The 23,376-nt window shown below is 74.7% G+C and carries 21 protein-coding genes; 12 read left to right on the forward strand and 9 right to left on the reverse strand.

From position 1 onward, the window contains the following. Positions 1 to 27: 27 nt before the first annotated feature. The 5 genes from ABD292_RS08990 to ABD292_RS09010 all read right to left on the reverse strand — a co-directional run bounded on the left by ABD292_RS08990 (position 28) and on the right by ABD292_RS09010 (position 6,091). Complete coding sequence (locus tag ABD292_RS08990; protein WP_344206599.1) at positions 28 to 2,148, reverse strand: iron ABC transporter permease; 2,121 nt, start codon at positions 2,146 to 2,148, stop codon at positions 28 to 30. Then, a complete protein-coding gene (locus ABD292_RS08995; protein ID WP_344206600.1) occupies positions 2,145 to 3,128 on the reverse strand; it encodes an ABC transporter substrate-binding protein in 984 nt (327 codons plus the stop codon). The genes ABD292_RS08990 and ABD292_RS08995 overlap by 4 nt, the downstream gene beginning before the upstream one ends. 48 nt (positions 3,129 to 3,176) lie before the next feature. Continuing rightward, complete coding sequence (locus ABD292_RS09000) at positions 3,177 to 3,995, reverse strand: ABC transporter ATP-binding protein (protein WP_344206601.1); 819 nt, start codon at positions 3,993 to 3,995, stop codon at positions 3,177 to 3,179. A gap of 87 nt (positions 3,996 to 4,082) precedes the next feature. Then, positions 4,083 to 4,880: a hypothetical protein gene (locus ABD292_RS09005; protein WP_344206602.1), complete on the reverse strand. Its 798-nt coding sequence runs from the start codon at positions 4,878 to 4,880 to the stop codon at positions 4,083 to 4,085. A gap of 71 nt (positions 4,881 to 4,951) precedes the next feature. Further along, positions 4,952 to 6,091: an amidohydrolase family protein gene (locus ABD292_RS09010; RefSeq protein ID WP_344206603.1), complete on the reverse strand. Its 1,140-nt coding sequence runs from the start codon at positions 6,089 to 6,091 to the stop codon at positions 4,952 to 4,954. Positions 6,092 to 6,216: 125 nt separating this feature from the next. Here ABD292_RS09010 and sigJ point away from each other — a divergent pair, with 125 nt between their 5' ends. Beyond that, positions 6,217 to 7,125: an RNA polymerase sigma factor SigJ gene (gene sigJ, locus ABD292_RS09015; RefSeq protein WP_344206604.1), complete on the forward strand. Its 909-nt coding sequence runs from the start codon at positions 6,217 to 6,219 to the stop codon at positions 7,123 to 7,125. Here the strand turns inward: sigJ and ABD292_RS09020 are convergent. Beyond that, positions 7,122 to 8,222, reverse strand: coding sequence for a hypothetical protein (locus ABD292_RS09020; protein ID WP_344206605.1), 1,101 nt, complete (start codon positions 8,220 to 8,222; stop codon positions 7,122 to 7,124). The genes sigJ and ABD292_RS09020 overlap by 4 nt on opposite strands. A 98-nt stretch (positions 8,223 to 8,320) precedes the next feature. Here ABD292_RS09020 and ABD292_RS09025 point away from each other — a divergent pair, with 98 nt between their 5' ends. From ABD292_RS09025 to ABD292_RS09050, 6 genes are all read left to right on the forward strand, one after another. Continuing rightward, positions 8,321 to 9,448, forward strand: a complete 1,128-nt coding sequence (locus ABD292_RS09025; RefSeq protein ID WP_344206606.1) for an ROK family transcriptional regulator — start codon at positions 8,321 to 8,323, stop codon at positions 9,446 to 9,448. A 5-nt stretch (positions 9,449 to 9,453) separates the two neighbouring features. After that, positions 9,454 to 10,425, forward strand: a complete 972-nt coding sequence (locus ABD292_RS09030) for a glycoside hydrolase family protein (RefSeq protein WP_344206607.1) — start codon at positions 9,454 to 9,456, stop codon at positions 10,423 to 10,425. A 91-nt stretch (positions 10,426 to 10,516) separates the two neighbouring features. Next, positions 10,517 to 12,301: an ATP-binding protein gene (locus ABD292_RS09035; protein ID WP_344206608.1), complete on the forward strand. Its 1,785-nt coding sequence runs from the start codon at positions 10,517 to 10,519 to the stop codon at positions 12,299 to 12,301. Between the two features lie 15 nt (positions 12,302 to 12,316). Next, positions 12,317 to 13,459 (forward strand): exonuclease SbcCD subunit D, encoded by a 1,143-nt coding sequence (locus ABD292_RS09040; RefSeq protein WP_344206609.1) that lies wholly within the window; start codon positions 12,317 to 12,319, stop codon positions 13,457 to 13,459. Next, entirely contained in the window at positions 13,459 to 15,942 is a 2,484-nt protein-coding gene (locus ABD292_RS09045; protein ID WP_344206610.1) for an AAA family ATPase, read from the forward strand. Before ABD292_RS09040 ends, ABD292_RS09045 begins: the two co-directional genes overlap by 1 nt. Continuing rightward, complete coding sequence (locus ABD292_RS09050) at positions 15,939 to 16,883, forward strand: hypothetical protein (protein ID WP_344206611.1); 945 nt, start codon at positions 15,939 to 15,941, stop codon at positions 16,881 to 16,883. The genes ABD292_RS09045 and ABD292_RS09050 overlap by 4 nt, the downstream gene beginning before the upstream one ends. Here the strand turns inward: ABD292_RS09050 and ABD292_RS09055 are convergent. Further along, a complete protein-coding gene (locus ABD292_RS09055; RefSeq protein WP_344206612.1) occupies positions 16,880 to 17,311 on the reverse strand; it encodes a VOC family protein in 432 nt (143 codons plus the stop codon). The genes ABD292_RS09050 and ABD292_RS09055 overlap by 4 nt on opposite strands. A gap of 130 nt (positions 17,312 to 17,441) precedes the next feature. Here ABD292_RS09055 and ABD292_RS09060 point away from each other — a divergent pair, with 130 nt between their 5' ends. Next, positions 17,442 to 17,771, forward strand: coding sequence for a YciI family protein (locus ABD292_RS09060; RefSeq protein ID WP_344206613.1), 330 nt, complete (start codon positions 17,442 to 17,444; stop codon positions 17,769 to 17,771). Between the two features lie 7 nt (positions 17,772 to 17,778). Here the strand turns inward: ABD292_RS09060 and ABD292_RS09065 are convergent, their stop codons facing one another. After that, entirely contained in the window at positions 17,779 to 18,990 is a 1,212-nt protein-coding gene (locus tag ABD292_RS09065) for a sensor histidine kinase (RefSeq protein WP_344206614.1), read from the reverse strand. Beyond that, positions 18,987 to 19,643 (reverse strand): response regulator transcription factor, encoded by a 657-nt coding sequence (locus tag ABD292_RS09070; RefSeq protein ID WP_344206615.1) that lies wholly within the window; start codon positions 19,641 to 19,643, stop codon positions 18,987 to 18,989. The genes ABD292_RS09065 and ABD292_RS09070 overlap by 4 nt, the downstream gene beginning before the upstream one ends. A 172-nt stretch (positions 19,644 to 19,815) precedes the next feature. On the opposite strand from ABD292_RS09070, the gene ABD292_RS09075 reads away from it, so the two are divergent. From ABD292_RS09075 to ABD292_RS09090, 4 genes are read left to right on the forward strand one after another with little or no spacing between them, the layout of a single operon-like run. After that, positions 19,816 to 20,340 (forward strand): hypothetical protein, encoded by a 525-nt coding sequence (locus tag ABD292_RS09075; protein ID WP_344206616.1) that lies wholly within the window; start codon positions 19,816 to 19,818, stop codon positions 20,338 to 20,340. Beyond that, the gene (locus ABD292_RS09080; protein ID WP_344206617.1) at positions 20,337 to 21,410 is read left to right on the forward strand and encodes an efflux RND transporter periplasmic adaptor subunit; all 1,074 of its coding nucleotides are present in this window, start codon (positions 20,337 to 20,339) and stop codon (positions 21,408 to 21,410) included. Before ABD292_RS09075 ends, ABD292_RS09080 begins: the two co-directional genes overlap by 4 nt. Further along, positions 21,407 to 22,117, forward strand: a complete 711-nt coding sequence (locus tag ABD292_RS09085) for an ABC transporter ATP-binding protein (RefSeq protein ID WP_344206618.1) — start codon at positions 21,407 to 21,409, stop codon at positions 22,115 to 22,117. Before ABD292_RS09080 ends, ABD292_RS09085 begins: the two co-directional genes overlap by 4 nt. A 44-nt stretch (positions 22,118 to 22,161) precedes the next feature. After that, positions 22,162 to 23,370 (forward strand): ABC transporter permease, encoded by a 1,209-nt coding sequence (locus tag ABD292_RS09090; RefSeq protein WP_344206619.1) that lies wholly within the window; start codon positions 22,162 to 22,164, stop codon positions 23,368 to 23,370. Positions 23,371 to 23,376: the final 6 nt, after the last annotated feature.

Raw genomic sequence — 23,376 nt, forward strand, 5'->3', positions numbered from 1 at the left:
AGTCTGCCCCGGCTCGCGGCGTACGCCTCAGCTCGCGTCGGCCTGGGCGCGGGCCCGCCAGAGCAGGTAGACGAAGTACGGCGTGCCGATCAGCGCCGTGACCAGGCCGGCCGGCACCTGGGCGGGGGCGATGACCGTACGGCCCAGGGTGTCGGCGAGGCTCACCAGCAACGCGCCGAGCAGGGCCGCCACCGGCAGCACCCGCGCGTGCCGCGAGCCGACCAGGGCGCGGGCGGCGTGCGGCGCGACGAGGCCGACGAAGCCGACCACGCCCACCGCCGACACCGCCGTGCTGGTCAGCACGACCGCCGCGCCCAGCGCGGCCAGGCGGACGGGCTCCAGGGGCACGCCCAGGACGCGCGGGGTGTCCTCGTCCAGCGCGAGCAGGTCGAGGTCGCGGCGCAGCCAGGCCAGCAGCGGAACGGCCACCAGCAGCGCCAGCACCACCGGGACGAGCTGGGCGGGCACCCGGCCGTACGTGGAGCCGGACAGCCAGGTCAGCGCCAGCGCGGTGTTCCACGGGTCGGACTTGACGATGATCAGCACGGTGACCGACGAGCAGGCCGCCTGCATGGCGATGCCGATCAGGACCAGCCGGTCCGAGTGCAGCCCGCCGCGCCACGACAGCGCGTACACCACGGCGAACGCGACCAGCGCGCCCGCGCCGGCGGTGACGGACATCATCCAGACGCCGGCCAGCGGCGCGGCGGCCAGCAGCGAGATCGCCCCCACCCCGGCCCCGGCCGTGACGCCGAGCACGCCGGGCTCGGCCAGCGGGTTGCGGCACACGGCCTGCACCGCGGCCCCCGCGACGGCCAGCGCGGCCCCCGCCAGCACGGCGGCCAGCACCCGGGGCCAGCGCTGGTCGAGCACGAACGTGAGCGCCCGCCCCGAGCGGCCCTGCAGCCAGTTGAGCACGTCGCCGGTGAGCAGCCACCGGTCGCCGCCGAGCAGACCGGCGACCAGCGCCGCGACCAGCAGCGCCGCGCAGACCGCCACCACGGTGAGGAAGGCCCCGCGACCGCGGGCCCCGCCGGTCCGTACGGCAGGCGGCCTGCGGGTCGGCCCCGCGTCCCGGTAGCGCCGCGCCAGCCAGATCATCACGCCCGCGCCGAGGATCGTCGTGACCACGCCGGGCGGCACCTCGACCCCGGCCTGCCCGCCGAGCGCGGCCCGCAGCAGGATGTCGGAGCCGAGCACGATGAGCGCGCCGGCCAGGCCGGACAGCGGCAGCAGCGCCCGGTTGCGGTGCAGTCCGGGGATGGTCCTCGGCAGCAGGCGCACGATCACCGGCGCGCAGAGCCCGACGAACCCGATCGGCCCCGCGATCGTCACGGCGGCCGCCGCCAGCAGCACGGCCATCAGGACGAGCCAGCCGCGCATCCGGCGCACGTTCACGCCGAGCACTGCGGCGGTGTCGTCGCCCAGGCCGAGGATGTCCACCCGCGGCCCGATCAGCACCGCCGCCACCAGCACCGCGGCGATGAGCGGCCCGAGCTGGGCGACGGCGCCGAAGTCGCTCTGCACGAGCGAGCCGCTGCCCCAGGCGTACAGCCCGGTGGTCTCCTGCTCGAAGAGGATCATGACGAGGTTGGTGAGCGACTGGAGCGCCAGGGCGGTGGCGGACCCGGCGAGGATGAGCCGGGTCGTCCCGGCGCGCCCGCCCGCCGACAGCGCCATCACCAGCCCGGCCGCGGCGAGGCCGCCGACCAGCGCGAGCCCGCCCGACAGGGGCAGCGGCAGCGCCAGCCCGAACGCCGCCGCCGTCGCCACCGCCAGGTACGCCCCGGAGCTGACGGCCAGCGTGTCCGGCGCGGCCATCGGGTTGCGCGCGACCGACTGCAGCAGGGAGCCCGCGACGCCGAGCGCGACGCCCACGGCCACCCCGGCGAGCAGCCGGGGCAGCCGGGAGGCCAGCAGCACGCGGGCTGCCTCCTCGTCGCCGCCGAACGGCAGCGCCAGCAGGTCGAACGCGCCGATCGACGAGGTGCCCTGCGTCACGTGCACGGCCGCCACCACGACGACGGCGACCAGCGCGAGCACGAAGACCCCGGCGGCGCCGAGCCGCCGCAGCGGCGTGCCCGGCGGCTCGGGCGCGAGAACCGGCCCGGCCGGCGCGCCCGAGCCGGGTCGTGGCGCGTTGCTCAACCCGCGTACGCCTTCACCAGCGCGTCGGCGAACTGCTGGCCCGACAGCGGCCCGCCGAAGGTCCAGATGCCGTTGGGCAGCTTGTGGACCTGCTGGCTCTTGACGAACGGCAGCGACTTCCAGATGGCGTTGGAGGCGAGCCCGTCGGCGAAGACGTCGTCGCCGTCGGAGGCGTTGTAGAAGAAGCGGATGTCGGGGTCCTTGAGCGCGGTCAGGCCCTCGACGTCGGTGGTGCCGAGGCCCCACTGCTCGTCCACCTTGCCGGTCCAGGCGTTGGTGAGGCCGAGCTGCCCCGCGATCTCGGAGACCAGCGAGCCCTTGCCGAACAGGCGGACCGAGATGGTGCTGCCCTGCTTCCACCCGTCGGCCATGACGAACGGCTTGCCCGCGGCGCCCGCGTCGGCCAGCTTCTGCTTGCCGGCGGCCATCGCGGCGTCGAAGTCGGCCATCAGCTTGGTCGCCTGGTCGGTCCTGCCGACCGCCTTGGCGATCATGTCGACGTCGTCACGCATGCGCTTGATGTTGTCGCTGCCATCGCTGCCCTTGGTCACCAGCACCGGCACGAACTTCTCCAGCTGCCCGATCAGCGGCGCGTCCCGCGAGGCCTCCATCACGACGAGGTCGGGCTGGAGGGCGCTGATGGAGTCGACGCTGGGCTCCTGCCGGGTGCCGACGTCCTTGACCGAGTCGTCGAGCTTGGCGGCGGTGTCCCAGGTGGCGTAGCCCTTCACGTCCGCCGCGCCCACCGGCATGACGCCGAGGGAGGCGAGGATCTCGGTCTCGGCCCACTCCAGGCTGACCACCCTGGTCGCCGGCCGGTCCAGCGTGATCTCCTTGCCACGGCTGTCGGTCACGGTGATCTTGGTGGCGGCGGAGGGACTGCCGCTCGGCCCCGCCTGTTCGGTCACGGGGGCCTCGGTCGTCCCGCACGCGGTGGCGAGCAGGACGGTGGAGGCGAGGGCGAGCAGGGTCTTGCGCATGGTCTTTCCTGACGTGTGGTGAATCGGGGGAGAGGGTGCTGAGGGAGATCAGACGGCGACCGGGACCGCGCGGGTGTGCCGGCCGACCGGGCGGGTGCTCACGGTGCCCGTACGGGGGTCGCAGGCGACCTCGATCCGGATGCCGTAGGCGGCGGTGAGCAGCTCGGTCGTGAGGACCTCGGCGGGCGTGCCCTCGGCGCGGACCCGGCCGCCCTGCAGGAGGACGACGTGGTCGGCGATCTCGGCGGCCTGGTTGAGGTCGTGCAGCACGACGCCGATGGCGACGCCGTGGTCGTCGGCGAGGTCGCGGACGAGGTCCAGCAGCTCCACCTGGTAGCGCAGGTCCAGGAACGTGGTGGGCTCGTCGAGCAGCAGCACGCCGGTGTCCTGAGCCAGGCAGGTGGCCAGCCAGACGCGCTGCAGCTCGCCGCCGGACAGCTCGTCCACGGGACGGTCGGCCATGACGGCGACGCCGGTGAGCTCCATCGCGCGGGCGACGGCCACCTCGCCCTCGGGGTCGCCGGCCCGCCAGCGCCGGCGGTAGGGGTGGCGGCCGTAGCCGACGACGTCGCGTACCTGGACGCCGCCCGGCGTGGGGCGGCTCTGGCAGAGCAGCGTCACCCGCTGGGCGAAGTCGCGGGGCGTGAGGTCCAGGGCTGAGGAGCCGTCGGCCAGGGTCACCGCGCCGCTGTCGGGGCGGTGCAGCCGGGCCAGCGCGCGCAGCAGGGTCGACTTGCCGCTGCCGTTCGGGCCGACCAGGGCGGTGACGCGGCCGGGACGGAGCGCGATACGGGCGTCCTGGACCACGGGGGTGCCGTGGTAGCTCAGGCACAGCTCCGCGCCGCGGAGGGAGATCTCCTCAGTCATGAAGCTAAGGTTAGGCTAACCTTCGCAACCGGGGAATACCGGGGCCCCCTCTCGGGCACGTGCTCCTGGTCACATTCGCGATCACGCTCATGACGCCGGCCGGCGGCGGCGCAGGACGAGGCCCGTGCCCCCGGCCAGCAGCAGCAGGGAGCCGGTCAGGATCAGCACCCGCCCGTCGGGACCGGCCTCGCCGCCGCCTCCCGTGGAGACGCCGCCGGACGGCACCGCCGTGGAGCTTTCCGTGGCGTCGTCCTCCGGGTCCTCCTCCTCGTCATCAGTGGGAGTGGGAGTGGGGGTGGGAGTCGGGGTCGGGGTCGGGCTCGGGGTGGTGCTCGACGTCGGGGTCGGACTGGGCGACCCGCCCGTGGCGCTGATCGTCAGCGGGTGGTCCACCGGCTTGGCGGTGCTCGGGAGCTCGCACTCGATCACCGGATCCTGCGGGCTGGGACCGAAGTTGACGGACGCCGCGTGCACCTTGCCCGTGCCCGCCTGCGACGGGGTGGTCGTCAGGTTGACCGTCGTCGTGGGGAGCGTGATCGGCGCGCCGGGGGAGACGCCGGTGAGCTGGGCGACGCCCGTGGCCGAGGTCAGGCCGGGGATGCCGCTGATGCCGGCGTAGGCGAACAGGTTGAGCCCGGCCTCCAGGCCGGTCGCGGGCGCGAGAAGCTGCGCCGACCCGGAGTAGGAGCCCTTCCAGGTGATCGTCAGGTGCTGCTGGACGCCGCCGGTGGCCGGCACGGTCAGCTCGACGCTCAGCTTGACGTTCTGCTTGTCGCCGGTCGCGGTCGTGGTGCACGTGTAGTCCAGCACCTCGGGGGCCGCGGCGGCCGCGGGGGCGCTTCCTAACAGCAGGGCGGCGAGGGGGACGAGCAGGGCGACACGCACGGAAGGCTCCCGGACGGATGGGGACGAAGGGTTCAAGTTTCCACTATCCGTGCGTGTCGGCAAGGTCTCGCCTAGCGGGTCTGGCGCACTCCTCGACGCCAGACGTCCACGATGGAGGCCGTGGCGGTGATGTCACGGGTCGGGTCGCCGTCGACCAGCACCAGGTCCGCGCGGAGACCGGGGGCGATCCTGCCGCGGTCGTCCAGGCCGAAGTGCCGGGCGGGCACGCTGGTCGCGGCGGCCAGCGCCTCCTCGGGGCTGAGCCCCGCCTCGGTGAGCAGCTCCAGCTCGCGGTGCAGGCCGGCGCCGTGGGTGGGCGTGAACGGGGTGGCGTCCGTCCCGGCGAGCAGGGGCACCCCGGCCCGGTGCAGGTCCCGCAGCGCGCCGGCGGCGTTGGCCGAGCTGCCGGGACGCGCGCAGTCGGCGGTCCTGACGTGCTGAGCGGTGATCGCCTCGAAATAGGCGAGCGTGGTCACCACGAAGACCTCCTGGCGGCGGGCCCGCTCGGCCAGCCGCCGAGAGGCCGGGTCGCCGGGCGGGAGGTCGGTCCACACGTGGGCCAGGCCGTCCACGCCGGCGTCGAGCGCGATCTCCACCTCGGACGCGGTGATCGCGTGGGCCACGACCCGCAGCCCGGCGTCGTGCGCCGCCCCGGTGAGGGCGGTGGCGACGTCCGGCGTCATCGCCGGCAGGTCGGCGCCGTGCACCCTGCCGTCGTCAATGACGATCTTGAGGTAGTCGGCTCCCTCGGCCAGCCGGGCCCGGACGAACGCCGGCGCCTGCGCGGGGTCGGACACGAACTCGATCTCCGGAGCGTCGAGCCCGGCGAACACGGTGCCGGCCAGGGCCGCCAGGAGCTGGGTCGGGTGCCCGCCCGGTGCGGTGGCCAGGGTGCCCGCGCTGCGCAGATCCGCCACGTCGTCGCTCTCCGAGGCGAGCCGGCGCTGCTCGCCGAGGATCCGCGGCAGGCAGAACATGTCGAGCTCCGTGGTGACCCCGTGCCGCAGGGCCTGGGCCAGGCTGCCGTCGAACACGTGCGTGTGCGCGTCGATCAGCCCCGGCAGGAGCGTCCTGCCCGCGCCGCTCACCTCGGCGTCGGCCAACCGGCCGGGGCCGACCGCGGTGATCGACCCGCCTTCGATCATCACGTCGGTCCTCGGGACGGACCGTTCGCCGTCGAACAACCGGACGTCGCGGATCAGCGTACGCATCGAAATCTCCTCCATCAGTCGTGACGCCACCAGAGAGGAGTCCCGGCGGACGGGTGTGACATCGGGCGTCGATGTCACACTTCGGGCGTGACGGAGCTCTTCGGCGGCGGATGAGGAGGTTCGCCATGACATCGACCCCAGGGGACGCGACCGCCACGGAGCAGTTCCTCGGCCATCGCGAGCTGCTGTTCTCGGTGGTCTACAACATGCTCGGCAGCGTCGCCGACACCGAGGACGCGCTGCAGGAGGTGTGGCTGGCCTGGTCCGCCCGCCGCGACAGGCTGGCCGCGGGGCCGGTCGAGAACGCGCGGGCCTATCTGGTGCGGATGGCGGTGAACCAGGCGCTGGCCCGCCGCGCGGACCTGAGCCGCCGGCGGGAGACGTACGTGGGCCCCTGGCTGCCGGAGCCGCTGATCACGGTCGAGGAGGACGCGGCCGCCGCCGCCGAACGGGCCGAGTCGTTGTCGATGGCGATGCTGGTGGTCCTGGAGACGCTGTCGCCGCTCGAACGGGCGGTGTTCGTGCTGCACGAGGTGTTCGGGTACGGCCATCCGGAGATCGCGGGCATCCTGGGCCGCACGCCGGCGGCGGTCCGCCAGCTCGCCGCCCGTGCCCGCCGCCACGTGCACGCGCGGCGCCCCCGTAGGCGGGCCGAGCCGGACGTCCACGCCCGGGTCACCGAGCGGTTCGCCGAGGCCGCGCTCGGCAGGGACCTGAGGGCCCTGCTGGAGGTGCTGGCGCCGGACGTGACCCTGTGGACGGACGGCGGCGGCAAGGGTCCGGCCACCAGCCTGCGTCCCGTGCACGGCCGCGACCGGGTGGCCGCCCTGTTCGTGTCGGTCGCCGCGACGTTGCCCGACGGGAGCCTGGACCTCCGCTACCGGCGGGTGGCGGGCGATCCGTGCGCGCTCGTCTTCTCCGGCGACAGCCCGCTGGCCGTCGTCGTCGTGGAGCTCGCGCCCGACGGCGATCTGATCAGCGGCATCTACTCGGTGACCAACCCCGACAAGCTGGCCGGGATCGGCTCCCGCTAGGCCCGGTCGGGAATCCGGCGGCGCGGCGTGTACGGCGGCAGCCCGCCGAGATCGCGGTCCGCGTCCGGCCAGCGGCGGCGGAGCAGTCCGGCGGTCCGGTCCGCCCAGCCCGCCAGGTGCGGCAGCGCGCCCTTCGCGACGCCGGCCGCCGCCTCCAGGGTCGCCACGAGCTGGGCCCGGCTGTCGTCGCCCGGCGGGCGGGCGTCGAGGGCCGGCAGGCGTTCGGCGCGGACGAGGGCGTACCAGAGGCAGGCCGCGGCGAGGCCGAAGCCGTAGCGGCGGTCGTCCTCGGCCTCGGGCACGCCCGCCGCCAAAGCCCGCCGGTGCGCGGCGGCCGGCCCCGGATCGGCCACCGAGAGCCAGCCGGGTCCGGGGACATGCAGGCAGACCGCGTCGTGCAGGCAGTGCGTGTACCCGGCGAACTCGAAGTCGATGAGCCGGGCGTCCGGCTCGCCGGCGGCGTGGACGAGCACGTTGTTGCTCTCCGGGTCGCCGTTGCTCAGCGCCAGGAACGGTCCGGGCTCGCGCAGCTCGGCCACGGCGGCGGCCAGCTCGTCCGCCGCGCGGCCGGTGACCGGCGCGCCGAAGTCGGCGGACGCCCGCAGCCCCCGCTCGTGGTGCCCGGCGAGGTGCCCGGCGCGGTCCTCGGCGGGGGAGACCGGGCCGAGCGCGGCCCGCCGGGCGTAGTAGGCCGCGGCCCGGCCGGCGGTGGCGGCGCTCAGGGTGCCGCGGGCGCGGCCGAAGGCGGCGAGCCGGGCGGCGTGCGGGGCCGGGCCGTCCGCGTGCAGCAGCCCGTCCAGCGGCGTACGCGGGGACAGGTCCTCCAGCACCACGAGGCCGCCGTCCAGGTCGGCGGCGAGGACGCGCGGCGCGAGGTCGAGTCCCAGGTCGTCGGCGAGGAAGCGCAGCGCGGCCACCTCGGTACGGGTCCGCCGGCCGTCGTCCCGCGCCTGGAGCACGTGCGGGCGTGTCCACTTGGCGATCGCCGACCCGCCCGCGCCGAGCCGCGCCCGCGCCACGGACCAGGGCGGCACCGGCTCCCAGCCGACGACGGCGGCCGACAGGAGGGACTCCACCTGGGCGGCACGGCTGATCACGCGGGCAGCCTACGACCCCGACGCCCCAGATTCGCGACATATTGCCTAATTCGGACGGAAGCCTTATTTTCTCACCAGTAGTTACTTAAGGGGCGACGATGGGCGAGCGGATCTCACCGGTCCAGGACGTGCGCAGGCACCACCTGCGGCTCGTGCTGCGCAGCCTGCGCGACGACGGCGTCCAGCCGCGCGCCGACCTCGCGCGGCGGCTCGGCCTGTCGGCCACCACCATGACCAAGGTCGTCGGCCAGCTCCTCGACGAGGGCCTGGTCGCCGAGGGCGCCGTGGAGGGGGCCGGCCAGCGGGTCGGCCGGCCGTCCACGGGCATCGGCATCAGGGCCGACGCGCGCAACGTCATCGGCGTACGGGTCGGCGCGGGCACCGTCGAGCTGGGGCTGTGCGACCTCAGGGCCCGGGTGACGCGGAGCGCGTCTTTCGCCTTCGACCCCGCCGAGCGGCCCGGACGGGTGGTCGCGCGCATCGCCGAGGAGGCGTCCCTGCTGGCCAAGGGCCTGCCCGACGGTCGGCTGCTCGGCGTCGGGGTCGCCGCCCCCGGCCCGGTGGACGCCGAGCACCGCCGCAACGTCCTGTCGGTCAACCTCGGCTGGCGCGACGTGCCCTTCGCCGACCTGCTGGAGCCCGCGCTCGGCGTCCCCGCGGTCGTGGACCACAACGTACGCGCCATGGCGCTCGCCGAGAGCCGCTACGGCGCGACCGGCGGCGCGGACCCGCTCCTCTACGTCCACGTCCGCACCGGCGTGGGCGCCGGGCTGGTGATCGGCGGGCAGCCGTTCCGTCCCGGCGCGTACGGCGTCACCGAGCTCGGCCACCTGCGCGTACGCGAGAAGGGCAGGACCTGCGCCTGCGGCGCGACCGGCTGCCTGGAGACCGTCGTGTCGGAGGCGTACCTCGCGGAGCGGCTCGGCCGCCCCTCGCCCGACCCGCTCGCCGAGCTGGACGACGAGCTGCTCGGCGAGGTCGCGGGCCACCTGACCACGGGCCTGGCCAGCGTGGTCAACCTGCTCAACCCCGAGCTGATCCTGCTCGGAGGCATCTTCCGCACGGCTCCCGAGCCGGTCTTCGACCGGGTGCGCGCCGCGCTGCGCGCCAAGGTGTTCCCCGTGCTGCGCGACATGGTACGGGTGGAGCGTCCGACCCTCGGCGGCGACGCCGGGGTCGTGGGCGGAGCCGCCGTCGCCCTGGACAGTTTCTTGTACGAAAGGTAGACAAAGTGGCAAATCGTGTGTTCGCTCCGCTGTCCGCGTTCGATCCGGTGGCGGGCTCCGTGGTGATGGAGCCGGAGAAGGACGAGCCGGGCTACTGGAGCGGCGCGGCCGGGGTCCTGCACGACGGCGAGCGGTTCTGGCTCACCTACCGCCGGCGGCGGCCGAGGGGCGCGGCGGCCGAGCGGGGCTGGCAGTGCGCGGTGGCCGTGAGCGACGACGGCCTGCGGTTCACCGACGTGTGGAGCGTGCACAAGGACGAGCTCGGCACCCCCTCCATGGAACGCTTCTGCCTGATGCCGGTCAGCGGCGGCTACCGGCTCTACCTGTCGTACGTGGACCCCGCCGACAACCGGTGGCGCATCGACGCGCTCACCGCCGAGCACCCGTCGCGGTTCGACGTCACCCGGGCCCGGCCGGTCCTGACCGCGGCCTCCACCGGCACCGAAGGGGTCAAGGACCCGTTCGTGCTGCGGGCCGGGCCGGTCACGTACCTGTTCGCCAGCTACGCCGCGCCCATGGACCGCCCTGACCCGGAGGCGCACGCCACCGCCGACATCTACAACGTCGGCGCGACCGTCCACCCGACCGGCCTGGCCACCAGCCTCGACGGCGAGTCGTTCACCTGGCGCGGCACGGTCCTGCCCGTCGGCACCGGCTGGGACCGCTACCAGGCCCGGCTCAACAGCGTCGTCCCCGTGCCCGGCGGCGGCTACGTCGGCTTCTACGACGGCTCGGCCTCCCACACCGAGAACTACGAGGAACGCTGCGGGGTCGCCGTCTCCGCCGACCTGTTCTCCTGGCGGCGGCTGTCCGAGTACGGCCCCTGGGTCACCTCCCCGTACGGCACCGGCTCGGTCCGCTACCTCGACGCGCTGCTCCACGACGACCACTGGTGGCTCTACTACGAGATGACCCGCGCCGACGGCGCGCACGAGCTGCGCGTCCACCGCGTTCCCGTCACGCGCACCGGCGGCTGAAAAGGGGTACCGGCGGCCGAATGAGCCGGACGCACCCCGCCCGCCCTACTACCCTCCTTGGGAAGGGCGTTGGTTGGGGGCGGAGGGATTGGTGACGGTCAACGGAGCGGCGAGCCCGCAGGCGGCGACAGCGGCAGGCGGGGCGCAGGTGACCGGTGAGGTGGTCGGGCGGGTCCTCGGCACGCAGGCGGCCTCGCCGCTGTCGTTCTGGGTGGGCCTGGAGCCGGGCAGGGTGCTCCAGCTCGACGACGTGGTGGTGACCAGGCGGGAGGTGCCCGGCCACGGCCCGGTGCTGGTCGCGGGCGTGGTGACCACGGTGGAGGCCCGGCACGAGGGCGCCGCGTACGACTCCGACGTGTTCCTCATCGCCGACGGCGCGCTCCCGGCCGCCGTGGTCGAGGTGGCCGAGGTGCGGGTGACCCGGGTCGAGCCGGAGGTGTTCGTGCCGCCGCTGCCCGGCTCCCAGGTCTACCTGGCCGGCTCCGGCGACCGCGACCAGGCGCTCTACTTCGACGTGATGGAGCGCCGCATCCCGCTCGGCATGGGCCGCGACGGCCAGCCGCTCTACGTCAACTTCGACTTCCTCGACGGCACCCGCGGCGCCCACGTGTCGATCTCCGGCGTGTCCGGCGTGGCCACCAAGACCTCCTTCGCCACGTTCCTGCTCTACTCGATCTTCAACTCCGGCGTGCTCGACGCCGAGTCCGCCAACACCAAGGCGCTCATCTTCTCCGTCAAGGGCGAGGACCTGCTCTTCCTCGACCACGACAACACCCGGCTCGACCAGCGCGCCCGCGACGGCTACGCCAGGCTCGGGCTGCCCGCGCGGGCCTTCGGCAGCGTCCACGTCTTCGCCCCGCCGCGCCCCAACGACCCCAACGGCGTCCCGCACGTCGCCGCCCGCACGCAGGGCGTCAGCGCCTTCTACTGGACGCTGGTCGAGTTCTGCCAGGAGGAGCTGCTGCGCTTCGTCTTCGCCGACGCCGACGACGAGCGGGCCGGCTACTCCCTGCTCGTCGGGCAGGTCGCGGCCCGGCTGAAGTCGTGGGCCGAGCCGATCGGCGACGGCGGCGCCGTACGCGTGCAGGGCACCACCTGCCGCACCTTCGCCGACCTCGTCGAGATGCTCTCCGACCAGCTCCAGGAGGAGGACACCCGCAGGGACTGGACCGGCGCGCAGACCCCGCTCGGCACCGTCAACGCCTTCCTGCGCCGCCTGCGCAGCGCCGTGCGCCCGCTGTCCCCGATCGTCCGCGGCGACCTGCCCTTCTACCGCAGCCACTCGGTCAGCACCTCCGACGCCCAGGTCTCCATCGTCGACCTGCACAACCTGCCCGAGCGGGCGCAGCGGTTCGTGGTCGGCGTGGTGCTGCGCGGCGAGTTCCACCGCAAGGAGTCCTCGGGCAGCGCCAAGCCGCTGCTGTTCGTGGTGCTGGACGAGCTCAACAAGTACGCGCCGCGCGAGGGCGACTCCCCGATCAAGGAGATCCTGCTGGACGTCGCCGAGCGGGGCCGCTCGCTCGGCGTCATCCTCATCGGCGCCCAGCAGACCGCCTCCGAGGTGGAGCGGCGGATCGTCTCCAACAGCGCCGTCCGCGTCGCCGGGCGGCTCGACCCGGCCGAGGCCGCCCGCTCCGAGTACGGCTGGATGCCCCCGGCCGTCCGCGAGCGCGCCACGATCGCCAAGCCGGGCACCATGTTCGTGGCCCAGCCGGAGATCCCGGTGCCGCTGGCCGTGGCCTTCCCGTTCCCCGCCTGGGCCACCCGGCCCGCCGAGGCCGCGCCCCGGGCCGACGACAGACCGGGCGCGAGGACAGGCGGCGACCCGTTCCAGGGCCTCCCGTCCGCCATCGAAGACGACATCCCGCCCTTCTGACACACAGGTGGTCTCGTGAAGATCCTGCACACCGCGGACTGGCACGTGGGCAAGGTGCTCAAGGGCCGGTCCCGTCTCGACGAGCACCGGGAGGTGCTGCGCGAGCTGGTCGCCGCCGCCCGCACCCACGACGTGGACGCCGTCATCGTGGCCGGCGACCTCTTCGACACCTCCGCGCCCACGCCGGAGGCGCAGTCGCTGGTGCTCGGCGCGCTCATGGCGCTGCGCGGCGACAACCGCGACGTCGTCGTGCTGGCCGGCAACCACGACAACGCGCAGCTCCTCGAGGTCTACCGGCCCGTGCTGGGCAAGCTCGGCCTGCACGTGGTCGGCGTCTTCCGCCGCCCCGACGCGGGCGGCACGCTCGCCTTCACCGCGCGTACGGGCGAGCCGGTACGCCTCGCGGTGCTGCCGTTCCTGTCGCACCGCTACGTCGTACGCGCCGCCGAGGTGCTGACCGGCACCGCCGCCGAGCACAACCGCGACTACGCCTCCCGCATCGGCGAGCTGATCGGCGCGCTCACCGCCGGCTTCCACGGCGACACCGTCAACCTCGTCACCACCCACGGCACCCTGCCCGGTGGCGCGTTCGGCGGCGGCGAGCGCGAGGCCCAGTCGATCTTCTCGTACTACTTCGAGCCGACCGCCTTCCCCACCACCACTCAATACGCCGCGCTCGGCCACCTGCACCGCCGCCAGCAGATCCCCGGCCCCTGCCCGATCTGGTACAGCGGCTCGCCGCTCAACGTCGACTTCGGCGAGGAGGGTAACGTGCCCGGCGCGCTGCTGGTCGAGGTCTCGCCCGGCCGGCCCGCCGTGGTCCGCGAGCTGACCTTCTCCTCCGCCCGCCGGCTCCGCACCGTACGCGGCACGCTGGAGCAGCTGGAGGGCATCGACCCCGGCGACGACTGGCTCAAGGTCGTCGTGGAGGAGAAACCCCGGGTCGGGCTCGCCGACGACGTACGCGAGCTGCTCGCGGGCGCCGCCGTGGACGTCATGCTGGACGAGAAGTTCCGCCCGGTGCCCGCCACCCGCCGGGCCGGTACGGCCGGCCGCAGCCCCCGCGAGCTGTTCCGCGACTACCTCGCCGCCACCGGACGCCACGACGACCAGGTGGCCGGCCTGTTCGACCGGCTCTACGACGAGGTGACCGGCTGATGCGCCCCCTGCTGCTCCACCTCGACCACTTCGGCAGCTTCCGCGAGCCGGTGGTCGTCGACTTCTCCGACACCGACTACTTCGCACTCGTCGGCCCCACCGGCGCCGGCAAGAGCACGATCATCGACGCGGTCTGCTTCGCCCTCTACGGCACCGTGCCGCGCTGGGGCAGGGAGGGCGCCGTCGCGCACGCCCTGGCGCCGTCCGTCGCCGCCGGCAAGGTCGCGATGGTCTTCGACAGCGACGGCCGCCGCTACGGCGTGGTCCGCGCAATGGTGCGCGACGCCAAGGGCGCGGTCCGCACCAAGGAGGCGCGGCTCGACGAGCTGGACCCGGCCGCGCCTCTGGAGCAGGCGTTCGAGGCCGTGGTCAAGCCGCTCGCCGAGGGCGAGGGCGTCACCCCCGAGGCGCAGCGGGTCACCGGACTCGAATACCGCTTCTTCACCCAGTGCGTGGTGCTGCCGCAGGGCCGCTTCGCCGAGTTCCTGCACGCCGCCCCGCGCGAACGCCAGGACCTGCTGGTGCAGCTCCTCGACGCCGACGTGTACGAGTTGATCAGGCAGCGCGCCGCCCGCGAGGAGGAGAGCGCCAGGCAGGAGGCGTCCTTCGCCCGCGACCAGCTCGCCAAGCTGTCCGGCGCGAGCGAGGAGGCCGAGCGCGAGCTGGCCGAGCGCATGGAGGCGCTGCGCCGGCTCTCCGACGCCATCGGCGCCGACCTCGACCTGCTGCGCGCCCGCGAGGGCGACATCCGCCGCGCCGAGCAGGAGCGCGCCGCCGTCGCCGAACGGCAGGCGGTGCTGGCCAGGCTGGCCATGCCGGAGGCCGTCCCCACCCTGGCCTCGGCCCGCCGCGCCGCCGCCGAGGCCGTCGAGACGCTGGCCCGCGAGGTCGCCACGCTGGAGGCCGACGAGCACGAGGCGTTCGAGGCGCTGGCCGCGCTGGGCGACCGCGGCGCGCCGCGGGCGGAACTGGCCGCGCTCGACGCCCGCGAACGCCTCGCCGCCGACGCGGCCCGCACCCGCGCCGAGGCCGAGGCCGCGCTCGCGGGCCTCGCGGACCTCGTCGCCGCCGCCGAGAGCGCCGAGCAGGCCGCCGGCGCGGCCGAGGAGCGGCGCGAACGGCTGCGCGACGCCCACGCCGCCGCCCACCTGGTGCACCGGCTGGCCGTCGGCGAGCCGTGCCCGGTCTGCCACCACCCGGTCGCCGAGCTGCCGCTGCACCGCTCGCCCGCCGACATGCGCACCGCCGACCGCGCCCTCGCCCAGGCGCGCGAGCAGGCCCAGCGCGCCCGCGCCGCGCACGCCAAGGCCGAGACGTCGGCGTCGCTGCTGGCCAGGCAGGCGGAAGGGCTGGAGTCCCGGCTCGCCGCGCTGCCCGCGCCCGGCGACCGCGCCGAGCTGGAGGCCCGGCTCGCGGAGATCGCCAAGGCGGACGCGGTGGCGGGGGAGGCCCGCGCCGCCGTACGCGCCGCCCGCGGCCGGCTGCAGCGCGCCCGCGACCACGCCGACCAGGTCGAACGCCAGACGGCGTCGGCCTGGCAGACGCTGGAGTCCGCCCGCGACCGCCTCCTCGTCTCCGGCGGCCGCTTCGGGCCCGGAGCCCCGTCGGACAGCGGCGAGGAGACCCAGGGGGACGAGCAGGTCCAGGGGGACGCGCCGCCGCCCCTCGTCCGTGACGACCTGCACCGGGCCTGGAGCGAGCTGCTGGCCTGGCGCGACCGGGCCGCCGAGACCGCCCGCGCCGCCCTCGCCGCCCGGGAGAAGCAGCTCGCCGACGCCCGCGACCGCCTCGCCGCCGACCGCCGCAGGCTCGCCGAGCGCCTGGCCGAGCACGGCGTCGCCACGCCCCGCGACGCCTCGCCCGACCAGCTCGGCGCCGCCGTCGCCGGCGCGCTCGCCCGCGCCGAGAGCGACCTCGACCGGCTCAGGGAGGAACGCAAGCGCGCCGCCGACCTGGAGCAGCGGGTCGCCATGAAGGAGCACGAGGCCAAGGTGGCCCACGAGCTCGCGCTGCGGCTGCGCGCCAACGCCTTCGAGCGCTGGCTGTGCGCCGAGGCCCTGGCGGTGCTCGTCGCCACGGCTTCGGAGACGCTGCGCGAGCTGTCCGACGGCCAGTACGAGCTCGCGCTCGCCGACCGCACCGGCGACATCGAGGTCATCGACCACGCCGAGGCCGGCCTGCGGCGCAGCGCCCGCACCCTGTCAGGCGGCGAGACCTTCCAGGCCGCGCTCGCCCTCGCCCTCGCGCTGTCCGGGTCCGTCGCCAAGAGCCTCGACTCGATCTTCCTGGACGAGGGCTTCGGCACCCTCGACCCGGCCACCCTCGACACCGTCGCCACCACGCTCGAACGCCTGGCCGCCGGCCAGGACCGCATGATCGGCCTGGTCACCCACGTGCCCGCGCTGGCCGAACGGGTGCCGGTGCGCTTCGAGGTCAGCCGCGACGGCAAGGGCTCCCACGTCCGCAAGGCCGGGATCGCGTGAGCGGCTTCACGGTCGACCCGTGGGACCCGGGCTACGCCGCCGCGCTCGCCGTCGAGAACATCGCCGAGATGGGCGCCACCAGCGCCGAGCTGGTGCTCGACGTCGAGCTCCAGCCCGCCGCCTGGCAGCCGGTCACGCCCGCGCCCGACGCGGTCCCGCCGACGACGCTGCTGGTCGCCGACGGGGTACGCCGCGTGGACGCGCGGGTCTGGGTCGAGGACCCCGGGGCGCCGATGCCGGTGCCGGGGATCGCGGCCTCGTACGCGGCCGGGATCGTCCGCTGCGGCCCGGAGGGCGCCGACCTGGCCGCGATCGAGGTCAGCAGGACGCTCATCTCCGCCTCCCCGAACACCCCCGAGGTCAAGACGCCGCACGCCACATACCACCCGAGCAAGGCCGCCGACGCCAGCTTCGAGGAGCTGTCCCTGGCGTTGCAGCGGCAGGTCACCCAGCTCGAAGTGGACCTGGCGGTGCGCCACCGCACGGAGAGCGACGACCTGCTGCTGGTGGACGGCCCGCTGCGGGGCCGCACCCACCTGCCGCGCACGGTCGGCTACATCAAGACGCACCACACGGCCTACCTCCCGCCACCGCAGTCCTCGGTGGTGGCGGCGCTCGCGCCGGGGCAGCGGACGCCGGTGTTCCTCATGGGCACGAGCTGGCGGCGGCACGCCTGGTACGTCCGGCTGCCGGTCCGCTCCTCCGCCCCGTGGGCGGGGGTCGCGCGCTGCGAGGCGAGCGCCGAGCTGGAGCCCGCCCAGGTCGTACGGCTCGCCGACGCCGTGACCCTGGCGCTGCCGCCGCTCGCCGGCGTCGACTACAAGGACCCGCGGGCGCCGCAGAACCTCGTGCCGATCGGCGGCCTGGAGAAGCTGCTGCGCCACCACCTGGGCGACGCCCGCCTGCTCTACCGCTCGCTGCGCACCGCCGCCCTCGGCTAGTGGACCGCGAAGATCTGCGCGTCGTCGGCGAACGCCTTGAACTCCAGGGCGTTGCCCGCCGGGTCGAGCAGGAACATCGTCCACTGCTCGCCCGGCAGGCCCGCGAAGCGCAGGTACGGCTCGATGACGAACGCGACGCCGGCCGCCCCGAGCCGGTCCGCCAGCCGGTGGAACTCCGGGATCGTCAGGATCAGCCCGAAATGCGGCACCGGCACGTCGTGCCCGTCCACCGGGTTGCGCGCCCGTTCCCCGGCGGCGCCTGGCGCGAGATGGGTGACGAACTGGTGCCCGTACAGGTTCCAGTCGATCCACCTGTCGGAGCTGCGGCCCTGGGCGCAGCCGATGAGCTCGCCGTAGAAGTGCCGGGCGGCGTCGAGATCGTCCACGGGCACGGCCAGGTGGAAGCGGGGGATCGAGGGAGCGGACATGAGCGACTTCCTCCCGTGCGTTTCCGCGATCACTACCCGCGCCCCCGGCCCCGATACCCCGATTCTGTCGGCCCGGCCTGGCAGGGTGGTGCCCGCACAGCGCGAGCCGCGAGGGAGAAAGGCGCCCGAGGTGAGTGATCGACCAGCCGATGAGAGCCCGCCGGTGCTGCACGTGCTGCTGGTGCGTTACACCGCGCCGCCCGCCGAGGTCGCGCCGCATGTCCCCGGCCACGTCGCCTACCTCCAGCGGTGGCATGCCGACGGCATGTTCCTGCTGTCCGGGCAGACGGTCCCTGACGACCTCGGCGGCGTGATCCTCGCCGTCGGCGACCGGGAGCGGGTCGAGCGGGCGGTGGCCGAGGATCCGTTCGCGGTGGCGGGGGTGGCGGCGTACGACATCGTCACCGTCGAGGCCGGGCGGGCCGACGCGACGCTGCGGGCGCTGCTCGGCGGGGACTGACGGCCGGTCACTGGCGGGCGCGGGGGAGGGTGGCGGTGACGACGAGGCCGCCGTCCTCGCGGGGGCGGGCGCTCACGTCGCCGCCGTGCGCCACCGCGATCGAGCGCACGATCGACAGCCCGAGCCCCGCGCTCCGCGCCGTCACCACCCGCTCGGCGCCGTGCCGGTGGAAGGGCTTGAAGAGCGGCGGCACCTCGTACGGCGGCACCTCCGGCCCGGTGTTGCTGACCTCGATCTGCGCCTTGCCGTCGGCCACCGTACGGCTCACCACCCGCACCCACCCGCTCCCGTCGTCCAGGTTGTACCTGATGCCGTTCTCGACCAGGTTGTGCACCAGCCGTTCGAGGAGCAGCGCGTCCCCGGTGACGGGCGCCTGGCCGGCCACCTCGTACACCGTGACCTTGGCCGCGGCGGCGTCGCCGGCCGTCTGCCGCACCACGTGCGTCACCACGTCGGCGAGGTCCACCGGCGAGCGGTCGGCGATCTCCTGCTCCGAGCGGGCCAGCAGCAGCAGACCGGAGATGAGCCGTTCGTGCCGGGCGTTGATCTCCAGCAGGCTCTCGCCCAGCTCCTTGACGTCCGGCGAGGCCGTACGCCGGTGCATGGCCAGCTCGACCAGCGCCCGGTTGAGCGTGAGCGGCGTGCGCAGCTCGTGGGACGCGTTCGCGACGAATTTGCGCTGCCCGTCGAAGGAGTGGTCCAGCCGCTCGACCATCGTGTCGAAGGTGTCGGCGAGCCGCTTGACCTCGTCCGCCGGGCGGCCCTCCAGCGCGATCCGCTCGTGCAGCCCGCGCTCGGCCAGCGGGGCGGCCGCGATCCGGCGGGCGGTGTCGGTGACGCGGTGCAGCGGGGCCAGCATCCGCCCGGCCACCACCCAGCCGAACGCGATCGCCGCCCCGCCGACCACGGCCAGCGCGAGCACGCCCTGCGCGAGCAGCGAGGTGCCGGCGGCCCCGCGCAGCTCCAGCTCCTGCCGCCGCAGCCACTCGACGGCCGCGTCCCCGGTGAGCTGCACGTCGCCGTTGACGATGAAGAACTGCTTGTGCAGGCCGGGCGCGGCGACGAACCGGTCCTCGAACGACCGTGTGAGCTGCTGGTCGAACAGCACGTACGTGACCCCGAGCAGCGCCAGCCCCGCCACCAGGAAGATCGCGCCGTACCCGAGAGTGAGCCGCAGCCGCAACGTCCGCGGCCCGCGCGGCCGCCAGCGTCCGGTCATCCGATCCGATACCCCACTCCCGGCACGGTCTCGATCACGGGCGGGCCGGCGAGCTTGCGGCGCAGCTTGAGCACGGTGAGCCGGACCGCCCCTGTGAACGGGTCGGCGTGCTCGTCCCAGACCTTCTCCAGCAGGTGCTCGGCCGAGACCACGCCGCCCTGCGCCCGCAGCAGCTCGGCGAGCACCGCGAACTCCTTCCTCGCCAGCGGCACGAACCGCCCGTCCCTGAACACCTCGCGGCGCGCCGGGTCGAGCGTGATCCCGGCCCGCCGCAGCACCGGCGGCGCGGCGGGCCGCGACCGCCGGCCGAGCGCCAGCACCCGCGCGGCCAGCTCGGGGAACGCGAACGGCTTCGGCAGATAGTCGTCGGCCCCGATGGACAGCCCCGTCACCCGGTCGTCGAGCTGGGCCGCAGCGGTCAGCATGAGCACCCGCGTGGCCGAGTCGGAGGCCACCAGCTCCTTGCACACGTCGTCGCCGTGCACGCGCGGCAGGTCGCGGTCCAGCACGACCACGTCGTAGTCGTTGACCGCGAGGCGTTCGAGCGCCGCCTCGCCGTCGTGCGCCAGGTCGACCGCGTGCGTCTCCTCACGCAGCCACTCGGCTATCGCGTCGGCGAGCACGTGCTCGTCCTCGACCACCAGCACCCGCATGGCTTCTCTCCGGCCCTTTCCTTCGGCTACGGAGCCGAGTGTGGCTCAGACGGCGTTCGGCGGAGGTAAGCGGCGGGGCCGGACACCAGGAAACGCGGAGGAAACAGCCCGGCCTATTGCATCTCCCATCGAAGACCTACATGACGTACCAACCAGATGGGGGAGACCACTCATGCGAGGACGAGCCCGCAGTGCCCTGGCCGCCGCGCCCGTCGTGTTCGCCCTGCTCCTGACCGGCTGCGCGGCCGGCGGAGGCGGCGGCTCCGAGGTGGCGTCGGTCACCGGCACCCAGGCCGCGACCAGCGCGCCGCCGAGCGCCGATCCGCAGGACAAGGGCATCAAGTACGCCCAGTGCATGCGCGAGCACGGCATCGACATGCCCGACCCCGAGCCGGGCAAGGGCGTCACGATGAGGATCGGTCCCGGCACGCCGAAGGAGAAGGTCGACCAGGCCGCACAGGCGTGCAAGCAGTGGGCCCCGGGCGGCCAGCTCAAGGGCGGCGGCGATCCCAAGCGCGCCGAGGCGCTGCGCAAGGCGGCGCAGTGCATGCGGGACAACGGCGTCGAGAAGTTCCCGGACCCCGACGGCGGCATGATGCGCATCACCCGCGACGTCGGCGAGGACCCCGACTTCAAGACCGCCCAGGAGAAGTGCCAGAAGGAGATGGCCGAGGCCGGCATGGGAGGTCTGGGATGAGAGGCCGCCTGTTCGCCGGGCTGCTGGTCGTGCTGGCCGCCGCGGGCGGGGCGTTCGTCACGTTCAACGCCGCCGGCCCGCTGGCGGGCGGGGCCGGCCCGACCGGCACAGCCGCGATCCTGCCCCCGGCCACCGCCACGGTGACCAGGCAGACCCTCGACGACACCGTGGACGCCGACGGCGAGCTCGGCCACGGCCCGGTCACCGGCGCCGTGGCGAGAAAGCCGGGCACGATCACCTGGCTGCCCGCGAGCGGCGCGCGGATCGCCCGTGGCCGCTCGCTCTACCGGGTGGACGACGAGCCCGTGACCCTCATGTACGGCGACACGCCCGCCTACCGCGACCTCAGGGTCGGCACGGAGGGCTCGGACGTCGAGAACCTGGAGCGCAACCTCCGCCGCCTCGGCTACGACGGCTTCACCGTGGACGACGAGTACACCTACGGCACGGCCGCGGCCGTCAGGGAATGGCAGGCCGACCGCGGCCTGGAGGAGACCGGGGTGGTGGAGCTGGGGCGGGTCGTGTTCGCGCCGGGGAAGGTGCGCGTGGAGAGCCTGGAGGCCGAGAAGGGCCAGCCGGCCCAGCCGGGCCAGAAGATCCTGACCTACACCGGAACGTCCAAGGTCGTCACCGCCGAGCTGGACGCCGAGGACCAGCGGATGGCGCGGAAGGGCGCCAAGGTCCGGGTCACGCTGCCCGACGGCACGACGGTGCCGGGCAAGGTCACCGAGGTCGCCACGGTCATCAAGCCGGGCGAGGGCCAGGGGGCCGACCCCGAGACCCGGGTCGAGGCCCTGGTCGCCCTCACGTCCGCGAAGGCCGTGAAGGCCGCCAAGGGCCTGGATCGGGCGGCGGTGGACGTGACCTTCACCGCCTCGCGGCGCGAGAACGTGCTCACCGTGCCGGTCGCGGCGCTGGTCGCGTTGCGGGAGGGCGGGTTCGGCCTGCAGGTCGTCGAGGGCGGCTCGGCCCGGTACGTCGCCGTCGAGACCGGCCTGTTCTCCGGCGGGCGGGTCGAGGTCGAGGGCGAGGGGCTGCGTGAGGGCATGACGGTGGGGATGCCGCGATGACGTACCCGATGATCGCCCTGACGGAGGTGTCCCGCGCCTACCCCGGCGGGGTGGCGGCGCTGCGGTCGGTGTCGCTGCGCGTCGAGCACGGCGAGCTGGTCGCGGTCGTGGGCCCGTCGGGGTCGGGCAAGTCCACGCTGCTCAACGTCGTCGGCACCCTCGACCGGCCGACCTCCGGCGCCGTCCGGCTCGACGGCCACGACGTGGCGGCGCTCTCGGACGGCCGGCTCTCGGCGCTGCGCGCGACCACGATCGGCTTCGTCTTCCAGCACTTCCACCTGGCCGCCAGGGTCCCGGCGCTGGACAACGTGGCCGACGGGCTCATCTACACGGGCCTGCGCCGGTCGGAACGCCGCCGCAGGGCCGCCGAGGCGCTGGAGCGCGTGGGGCTGGGGCATCGCCTGGACCACGAGCCGCACGAGCTGTCCGGCGGGGAGCGCCAGCGGGTCGCCATCGCCCGCGCGGTGGCCGGCGAGCCGCCGCTCCTGCTGGCCGACGAGCCGACCGGCGCGCTGGACTCGGTGTCCGGGGCGGGCGTGATGGAGCTGCTGCACGAGCTCAACGCGGCCGGCACGACCATCGTGATCATCACGCACGACCACGAGATCGCGGGCAGCCTGCCCCGGCAGGTGAGCATGCGCGACGGCCGCATCGTCGCCGACTCGGCCGCAGGCGTCCTCGCGACGGAGGGGCGGGTGACCCGATGAGCGCCCTGGAGCCTCCCGGGCCCGCGCAGGAAAGGACGCGGCCGATGCCGGTGAGGACGCCGCCGGCGCCCGCCAGGATGCGGCCCGGGGACGTCGTGCGGGTCGGCGCGGTCGGCCTGCGCACCCGCCCGCTGCGGGCGTTCCTGTCTGCGCTGGGCATCGCCATCGGGATCGCGGCCATGGTGGGCGTGGTCGGGCTCTCGTCCTCCTCCGGGGCCGAGCTGGACCGTACGCTCTCCGCCCTCGGCACCAACCTGCTCACCGTCTCCGCCGGCGCCACGCTGACGGGGGAGGCGGCGCGGCTGCCGGTGGAGTCCGAGGCCATGATCGAGCGCGTCGGGCCGGTGCAGGCGGTCTCGTCCGTCGGCAAGATCCCGGAGGCGAAGGTCTACCGCTCGGAGCGAATCCCCGAGGTCCAGACCGGCGGGCTCAGCACGTACGCGGCCCGCCTCGACCTGCCCGCCACGATCGGCGCGACCCTGCGCGACGGCACCTGGCTCAACGCGGCCACCGAACGCCTTCCCGCGGCCGTGCTCGGCGCGTCGTCGGCGCGGCGGCTCGGCGTCGGCGCGGCAGGACCGGACACGCAGGTCGTCGTCGGCGGGGTGCGCTTCACCGTGGTCGGCGTGCTGAACCCGGTGGCCCTCGCCACCGACCTCGACAACGGCGTGCTGGTCGGCTGGCCGGTCGCCGAGGAGCGGCTGGGCTTCGACGGCCATCCGACGACCCTCTACACCCGCGCGGAGGAGGCCGGGCTGGAGGCAGTGCGCGAGGTCCTGCCCGGCACCGCCAATCCGGAGGCGCCGAACGAGGTGGACGTCTCCCGCCCGTCCGACGCGCTGGCCGCCAAGCAGGCCACCAGTCAGGCGTTCGCCGGCCTCCTGCTGGGCGTGGGCGCGGTGGCGCTGCTGGTGGGCGGGGTCGGCGTGGCCAACACGATGGTCATCTCCGTCCTGGAACGCCGGGCCGAGATCGGCCTGCGCCGCTCGCTGGGGGCGACGAGGGGGCAGATCCGCACCCAATTCCTGGCGGAGTCGCTGCTCCTGTCGCTGCTCGGCGGGGCCGGCGGCGTCCTGTTGGGCACGGCCGTGACCATCGGGTACGCGCTCTACAGCGGCTGGCCTCCGGTGGTGCCCGTCTGGGCGACGGCGGGCGGCCTCGCGGCCACACTGGCGATCGGCGCGGTGGCGGGCCTCTATCCGGCCGTACGCGCCTCGCGCCTCTCACCGACCGAGGCCCTTTCCACCCCGTAGAAGCGT

The organism is Nonomuraea bangladeshensis, assembly GCF_039529455.1.
Lineage (GTDB): Bacteria > Actinomycetota > Actinomycetes > Streptosporangiales > Streptosporangiaceae > Nonomuraea > Nonomuraea bangladeshensis.